This window comes from Novacetimonas hansenii JCM 7643, assembly GCF_000964405.1.
Taxonomy (GTDB): Bacteria; Pseudomonadota; Alphaproteobacteria; order Acetobacterales; family Acetobacteraceae; genus Novacetimonas; species Novacetimonas hansenii.
Genome location: NZ_BANE01000100.1, coordinates 1 through 6,620 on the forward strand (window position 1 = coordinate 1; position 6,620 = coordinate 6,620).

At 60.2% G+C, this 6,620-nt stretch carries 6 protein-coding genes, 1 tRNA gene and 1 pseudogene; 7 read left to right on the forward strand and 1 reads right to left on the reverse strand.

The genetic code is table 11. The features are described from left to right. Positions 1–60 precede the first annotated feature (60 nt). The gene (locus B7G66_RS17225) at positions 61–300 is read right to left on the reverse strand and encodes a hypothetical protein (protein ID WP_141312681.1); all 240 of its coding nucleotides are present in this window, start codon (positions 298–300) and stop codon (positions 61–63) included. On the opposite strand from B7G66_RS17225, the gene B7G66_RS08120 reads away from it, so the two are divergent. From B7G66_RS08120 to B7G66_RS19060, 7 genes and pseudogenes are all read left to right on the forward strand, one after another. Beyond that, complete coding sequence (locus tag B7G66_RS08120; protein WP_003617484.1) at positions 281–574, forward strand: accessory factor UbiK family protein; 294 nt, start codon at positions 281–283, stop codon at positions 572–574. The two genes, B7G66_RS17225 and B7G66_RS08120, sit on opposite strands and share 20 nt — an antisense overlap. Positions 575–874: 300 nt before the next feature. Further along, entirely contained in the window at positions 875–1,378 is a 504-nt protein-coding gene (locus tag B7G66_RS08125; RefSeq protein ID WP_003617481.1) for a type III secretion system chaperone family protein, read from the forward strand. Further along, positions 1,378–2,208 (forward strand): pyrroline-5-carboxylate reductase, encoded by an 831-nt coding sequence (proC, locus tag B7G66_RS08130; RefSeq protein WP_003617479.1) that lies wholly within the window; start codon positions 1,378–1,380, stop codon positions 2,206–2,208. The genes B7G66_RS08125 and proC overlap by 1 nt, the downstream gene beginning before the upstream one ends. 134 nt (positions 2,209–2,342) lie before the next feature. Next, positions 2,343–2,999, forward strand: a complete 657-nt coding sequence (locus B7G66_RS08135) for a hypothetical protein (protein WP_003617477.1) — start codon at positions 2,343–2,345, stop codon at positions 2,997–2,999. Between the two features lie 98 nt (positions 3,000–3,097). After that, positions 3,098–3,172 (forward strand) — tRNA-Gln (locus B7G66_RS08140). Between the two features lie 796 nt (positions 3,173–3,968). Next, positions 3,969–4,703: pseudogene (locus B7G66_RS19055) on the forward strand (PAS domain S-box protein); the annotation flags it as partial. Next, positions 4,695–6,527, forward strand: a complete 1,833-nt coding sequence (locus tag B7G66_RS19060) for a putative bifunctional diguanylate cyclase/phosphodiesterase (RefSeq protein WP_369523734.1) — start codon at positions 4,695–4,697, stop codon at positions 6,525–6,527. The pseudogene B7G66_RS19055 and the gene B7G66_RS19060, both read left to right, overlap by 9 nt. Positions 6,528–6,620: the final 93 nt, after the last annotated feature.

Genomic DNA, 6,620 nt, shown 5'->3' on the forward strand with positions numbered 1-6,620 from the left:
AAAGGCAGCACCCAAAAACTTTTCTTGTTTTTTATCAATGAGTTGTTTTGAAATACTCTCTTATGTCCGCAAACGCCGCAACACCATGCCATAAACCACCACAAAGACAGCGCCAACTTCGTCATGCCACAATGCCATCCATGCCGCCGCGCGGATGGCGCACGGGCATGGATGGCCACACGGATGGCTCTGCGACGGGTATGGGGCTATACTTACGCCCCGCACGTCGCGACCCGGCGTGCCATGCCCATCCGGTCCATGACCTAAGGAGTTACGCGCGATGTCCGCCAGACCACGCATTTTTGATGACCTTGCCGGTGTTGCCGGCGGTGCCTTTTCCGCCCTGTCCGGCGTGCGCGAGGAAATCGGCGCCATGGTCCGCGCCCGCGTTGATGAGGCGCTTGCGAACCTGAACCTTGTCCGCCGCGATGAATTCGAGGTCGTGCGCGAAATGGCGACCCGTGCGCGAATCGCACAGGAAACGACCGAAAAGCAGATTGCGGCCCTTGAAACCCGCATCGCCGACCTTGAAGCCAGCATGACGACGCCCGCCGCCACATCCTATCGCGGCTGACGCGGCACGGCGTCCGGCGCGACACGCCATCGCGGGCAGCGCGTGCATGACCTGTGGACGCGCCGACGGGTCGCGCCCGCAGGTTGCCGCCATTGGTGCGGCCCCCGGCGCATGAATCCGCAACATGCGCCCCGGGCATGCAGCAGCCGCCACATCGCCACAGGCTTGCCACCACGACCATACCGGCAATAGGGTTGGGATTACGTTCCCACGCCCCCATTGTGGCGGGGGACGGGTTGCAGACGCTCGGGATCCGGGGAATGCCGGATTCCCTCCACGACGGCTTCGGGGAGTCCCAAAATGCCTGCCTTGAATTTCACGACCACGCCCAAGGACTCCAACCCGCTTGATCTGATGGAACAGATCGTCGGCGGGTATGAATGGGCTTTCGACCGGCGCAATGATTCGGAAATGGCGGCCGAGGCACCTGGCAAATGGTGCGATTACGGCCTGTTCTTCTCGTGGTCACGCGAAGTCAGCGCGATGCATTTCACCTGCACCTTTGACCTGAAGGTCCCCCATGCGCAGCGGCGCAACCTGTTCGAACTTGTTGCGCTGGCGAACGAACGCCTGTGGATCGGACATTTTGGCATGGACCTGGACAATGGCATGCCCCTGTTTCGTCATGCCGTCCTGCTGCGTGGCGCGCCCGGCGCATCGGTCGAAAGCCTTGAGGACATGATCGACATCGCCCTGACGGAGTGCGAGCGTTTCTATCCCGCGTTCCAGTTCGTACTATGGGGCGGGAAATCCCCCACAGAAGCACTCGAAGCCGCAATGCTCGACTGTGCGGGTATGGCGTGATGGCGGATGCGCAGGCCACTCCCCTTCCGTCCATCCTGCTGATCGGATGCGGGAAAATGGGCGGCGCGATGCTCGAAGGTTGGCTGGCGGAGGGGCTTGCCCCCTCCGTCGTCGTCGACCGCCATCGTGACACGCTGCCCGCGCCACACCGTCTGGTCCGTGACGTGGCGGACCTGCCGGCGGATTTCCGCCCTGCCCTGATCGTACTGGCCATGAAGCCACAGAAGGTGGCGGCCGCCATCGCCGCCGTCGCACCGTTGGCCACCCATGCACCGGTACTGTCGGTCCTCGCGGGGCGAACGGTCGGTGGCCTGACGGACGCATTGCGTGCCCATATGCCCCCCGGCGCGCACCCCGTCATCATCCGGTCGATGCCCAACACCCCTGCGGCGGTGGGCGAAGGCATGACCGTCTCCTATGCGCCACCATGCGCCAGCGCGGCGCAACGCGCGCTGTGCGACCGGGTCCTGTCCGCCGTGGGACAGACCGCATGGGTTACGCACGAAGATGACATCAATGTCGTGACCGCCATTTCCGGCAGCGGCCCGGCCTATGTCTTCTTGCTGGCGGAACTTCTTGAACAGGCGGGCATAGAGGGGGGATTGCCCCCCGCCCTTGCACGCCAGATCGCACGCCAGACGGTTTCGGGCGCGGGCGTGCTGATGCAGCGCAGCGGGATCGACGCGGACGAACTGCGCCGCAACGTCACAAGCCCGGGCGGCACCACGCAACAGGCATTGTCGGTCCTGATGGCCCCCGATGCGTGGCCTGCCACCCTGCATGCGGCAGTACGGGCGGCGACGGAACGGGCACATGAACTTGCATCCTGAGATACGCGCAATATAACGGCCACAACCCGGCGAAACCTTTCGCCATATCACGTCAGCGCCCGGCCCGTGTCATTGCATCATATGCGCACCCGACACGCCCGGGCAGACAAGACATCCGGAAGATCGTGATTTCCATGGACAACGACCAGTTTGACGATGCCCTTCTCCGCGCCGCGATGGAGCGCGCCGCCCTTTACGGCTGGCGGCGAATGACGGTTGTTGATGCCGCACGCGATGCGGGACTGAGTCTGGATGTCGCGCGCAAGCGCTTTGCGTTCAAGGCGAATATCCTGCTGACGCTGGGGCGCCTTGCGGATGAAGCAGCGCTGGTGGATGACGGATCAACCGGCACCCCGCGTGAAAAACTGTTCGACCTGCTGATGCGTCGCCTTGATGTATTCCAACAGTACCGCCCCGGTGTGCGCGCCGCGCTGCGTGCGCTGCCGTTCGACCCGCCACTGGCGCTGCTGCTGGGTGGGGCGACGGTCGAAAGCATGAAATGGATGCTTGGCGCCGCAGGTCTGGAAGTCAGCGGACTGGCGGGCACGCTGCGTGTCCAGGCGCTGCTTGGGGCATGGACCCTGACACTGCGTGCATGGGACAAGGATGACAGTCAGGACATGGGCACCACCATGGCCACCCTCGACAAGGCACTCGACAAGGCGCTGCGTTTCAGCGCACTGCCCGGACGCGGCAAGGCCACTGATGCACCGGAATCCGCCACAGGCCTCGGGGCGCATGACTTCTCCACGGACCCGAGTGTGGACCTGCCGTTGGAACCTTTTGCCTGAAAACGGCTTTTCCATCCGTCGAAGTGCTGTTGCCCCTTTACGCGCACCCGCTTCGCGCTTTAGAAGTGCGGCAGCAACGACGAATCGTTCGTAAAGATTGGGGCGTAGCCAAGCGGTAAGGCAGCGGATTTTGATTCCGCCATGCGGAGGTTCGAATCCTCCCGCCCCAGCCAGCCGATTTTCCAAATCATCCCTATCCCCGCACGCCGCCCCTCTCTGGAGAGGCCCCTGCCCCTGCCGGATGCAGGCAGCATTGCTGTTTTTGTGGCGCACGGTTGCGACTGTGACGCGTCCATTGCGATACGGGGGACAAATGCCCCTTCTGTTCGAATCGTACGACGCAAAATCCGCATGCGCATGATGCGCAGGCCCCACGCCAATCAGGACCGGATCAGCGCTTAGATTTCCGTATTTCCGATATTCTTTTTTAACATTTATCATACATGTGTTCACATATGGCCGTTGCCCGTCATGCACACAGGAACGTTGGGGGAATTCTCCCACCAGAGTGCGGACTGCCCGTAATGTGCGCTGGCGGTGTACAGTCGCGGGACGGGAACGTTCTGGTCCCGTGATGCCGGTATGAATATGATATGACACGCAAATATCACAAAAATGTGATTTAAATTAGCCGCAACAGTTATTAATGTTTTTTAAACTTATAGAGAGGATCATAAGTTTTTGATATTATTTCACGAATTTACAAATCTACTTCTGGTGCCATGATAAAATCAGACTGCTGGATGCCTCTTTACGACAATCAGTCTCCTGCTGCCCGTTTACAGTGCCCCGCCTGTTTGCTGCAGGCTTGGCCCCGATGCAACATGGGCACGGGGCCACGATGATACGCCCGCACATCCGCATTTCATTCCCTTCATTCCCACCCGCTGCGACCCGTCATTTCCGTCGCGGGGCTTTTTGCATTTTCTGCCTGTAATCTGGTTCGCATCTGAAATTGTGGAGTTCGCCATGCCCCGGGACACCCTCGATGACACGCAGGTCACAGTCCTGCCTGCCCTTGAACAGACCATTCTGGGGGTCGTCCTGATTGATGAGACCAACACGGTTACATTCTTCAACAGCGCGGCTGAACGGCTGTGGAACTGCACGCGCGCGGATGTGCTGGGCCGCAACGTCAACGTGCTGGTCCCGCGCAAGATCCGCTCATCCCATGACGACCTGATCAAGCATAACCGCGACACAGGCATCAACAAGATCGTCGGCACCTCGCGCGAGGTGCAGGTGGAACGTTTCGACGGTACCAGCTTCTGGGCGGAACTGTCGCTGTCACGCATTTCAGTCAGCGGCAAGATCGGCTACATGGCGTTGATCCGTGACATTTCCCAGGAGGTGGCGGACCGCGAAAAAATCCGCCTGTTATCACTTGTGGTACGCGAAACCGATCGTGGGGTGGTCATCCTCGATCCTGAATTCAGGCTGATTTACGTCAACCGGGCCTTTACCGACATGTTCGGCTATGAACCCAGCCACGTCATCGGCCATGGCCTGTAGGTCATCCTGGCGGGCGACACGACGGATATCAGCACACTGAACCAGCTTCATGCCGGGGCGCAGAATGACAAGGGCTTTACCCTGGACATCCGCGCACGGCACAAGAACGGACGTGACATCTGGGTTTCGGCCACGATGAACCCGGTGTTCGAAGACCATGGCGATATCGAGAATATCGTCGTCGTGCTGACGGACATTACAGAAAACCATTTCCTCGAAACGTTGCAGCGCGACGCGCTGGAGGCAATCTCCAGCGATCTCAGCCTGCGCGAAATCATGGATTTCATCTGCCGCCGCATTGAAAATAACGGCCTCGACGTGATGCCCGCCATCTTTACGGTGGATAACAGTTCCAAGCTGAAATGCGTCGGTCGCGCCAGCCTGCCGCTGTCGCTGGTCGAACTGTTCGATTCCCTTGAAATCGGGCCGGATGTCGGCAGCAGCGGCGTCGCCGCCTATACCGGGAAAAGCATTACCTCCCCCGATATCGAGATTGACCCCAAATGGCTGACGCTGCGTTCGGCGGCCATGCGCAACGGCATCCGCGCCGCATGGGCCACCCCCATCGTGCTGCGTGGCGGCAGGGTGGCCGGGGTGTTCACCCTGTATTTCCGCACCAAGCGCCAGCCGCAATCATGGTGCCAGAAGGCCGTCAGCGCCAGCCTGCACCTGTGTACGCTGGCGCTGGAGCGGTACGAGGCAAAGGAACATATCGCCAAGCTGTCGCATTTCGATACGCTGACGGGCCTGCCGAACCGGATGTGGCTGCGCCAGCACCTCGACAAGATGCTGCGCCGTCCCACACGCGGCAATTTCATGCTGCTGTCGCTGGGACTGGATAATTTCAAGAACATCAACGATGTCTTCGGCCATGCGGCGGGCGATGACCTGATTTCCTATATCGCGACGCAACTGCGTGATGCGATCGGCATCGACGACACGATCGTACGGTCTGGCGGCGATCAGTTCACGATCATCACCAGCGGCATCCAGCAGCATGCGTCATCCCTGTCTGACATGGTCCTGCGCCTGCTGTCCCAACCGATGCAGGTAGGCGACGTATCCGTCACATTTTCCGCCAGCATCGGGATCAGCGTCTATCCCGAGAATGGTGAGGCGGGGGAAACACTGCTCAAGCATGCCGAAACGGCGATGTTCCAGGCAAAGGCGCATGGGGGGGCCAATTACTGCTTCTTCAGCCCCAAGATGAACCAGCAGGCTACGGACCGCCTGATCCTTGCGGCGGCGTTGCGTGATGCGATTGCGCATGATCGCCTGCGCCTTGTCTATCAGCCGCAGGTACATGCCCGCACGGGCAAGATGTATGGGGTGGAGGCGCTGTCACGCTGGAACGACCCGACCCTTGGCTTCATTTCCCCTGCGCGCTTTATCGCCGTGGCGGAGGAAACAGGACAGATCGAGGCCATCGGCAAATGGTCGATGCGCGCGGCATGCCGCCAGATGGCCGAATGGATCCGCGATGGAATTGATGTCCCAACCGTGTCGGTCAACCTGTCCCCGCTGCATTTCCGCGATGAAAAGCTGCCGGAATTCGTGGCGGAAGTCCTGGAAGAAACAGGTATCCCGCCTGCACGCCTGATGGTGGAAATTACCGAAAGCACGATGATCGACAATTATGACCGCACCATCAAGGCCGCTCAGGCATTGCGGGAACTGGGGGTCGGCATGTCGATGGACGATTTCGGGACCGGCTTCTCCAGCCTGTCGAACCTTGCTGGCCTGCCGGTCAACGAGGTGAAGATCGACCGCAGCTTCATGAACGGTCTGGAAACAGTGGACAAGGTCCGTTCGGTCGTAACCGCGGTGATCCGCATTGGCCAGAGTCTGGGCATGACCGTGGTTGCCGAAGGGGTGGAGCATGAAGAACAGCGCCAGATCCTGGTCAACATGGATTGCGATGTGCTGCAGGGCTACATGTTCTCAAAGCCGCTTGCCTCTGACGACCTCATCACATGGCTTGCGGGCTACACCCCCAAGGAAATTGCCCCGGCCTGACGGCAGAGGTGAGCAAGAGCTTCCGGGTGCCGCCTTTTTCTTAGAGAGTGTTTGAAAACAACTCACTGATAAAAAACACGAAAAGTTTTTGGG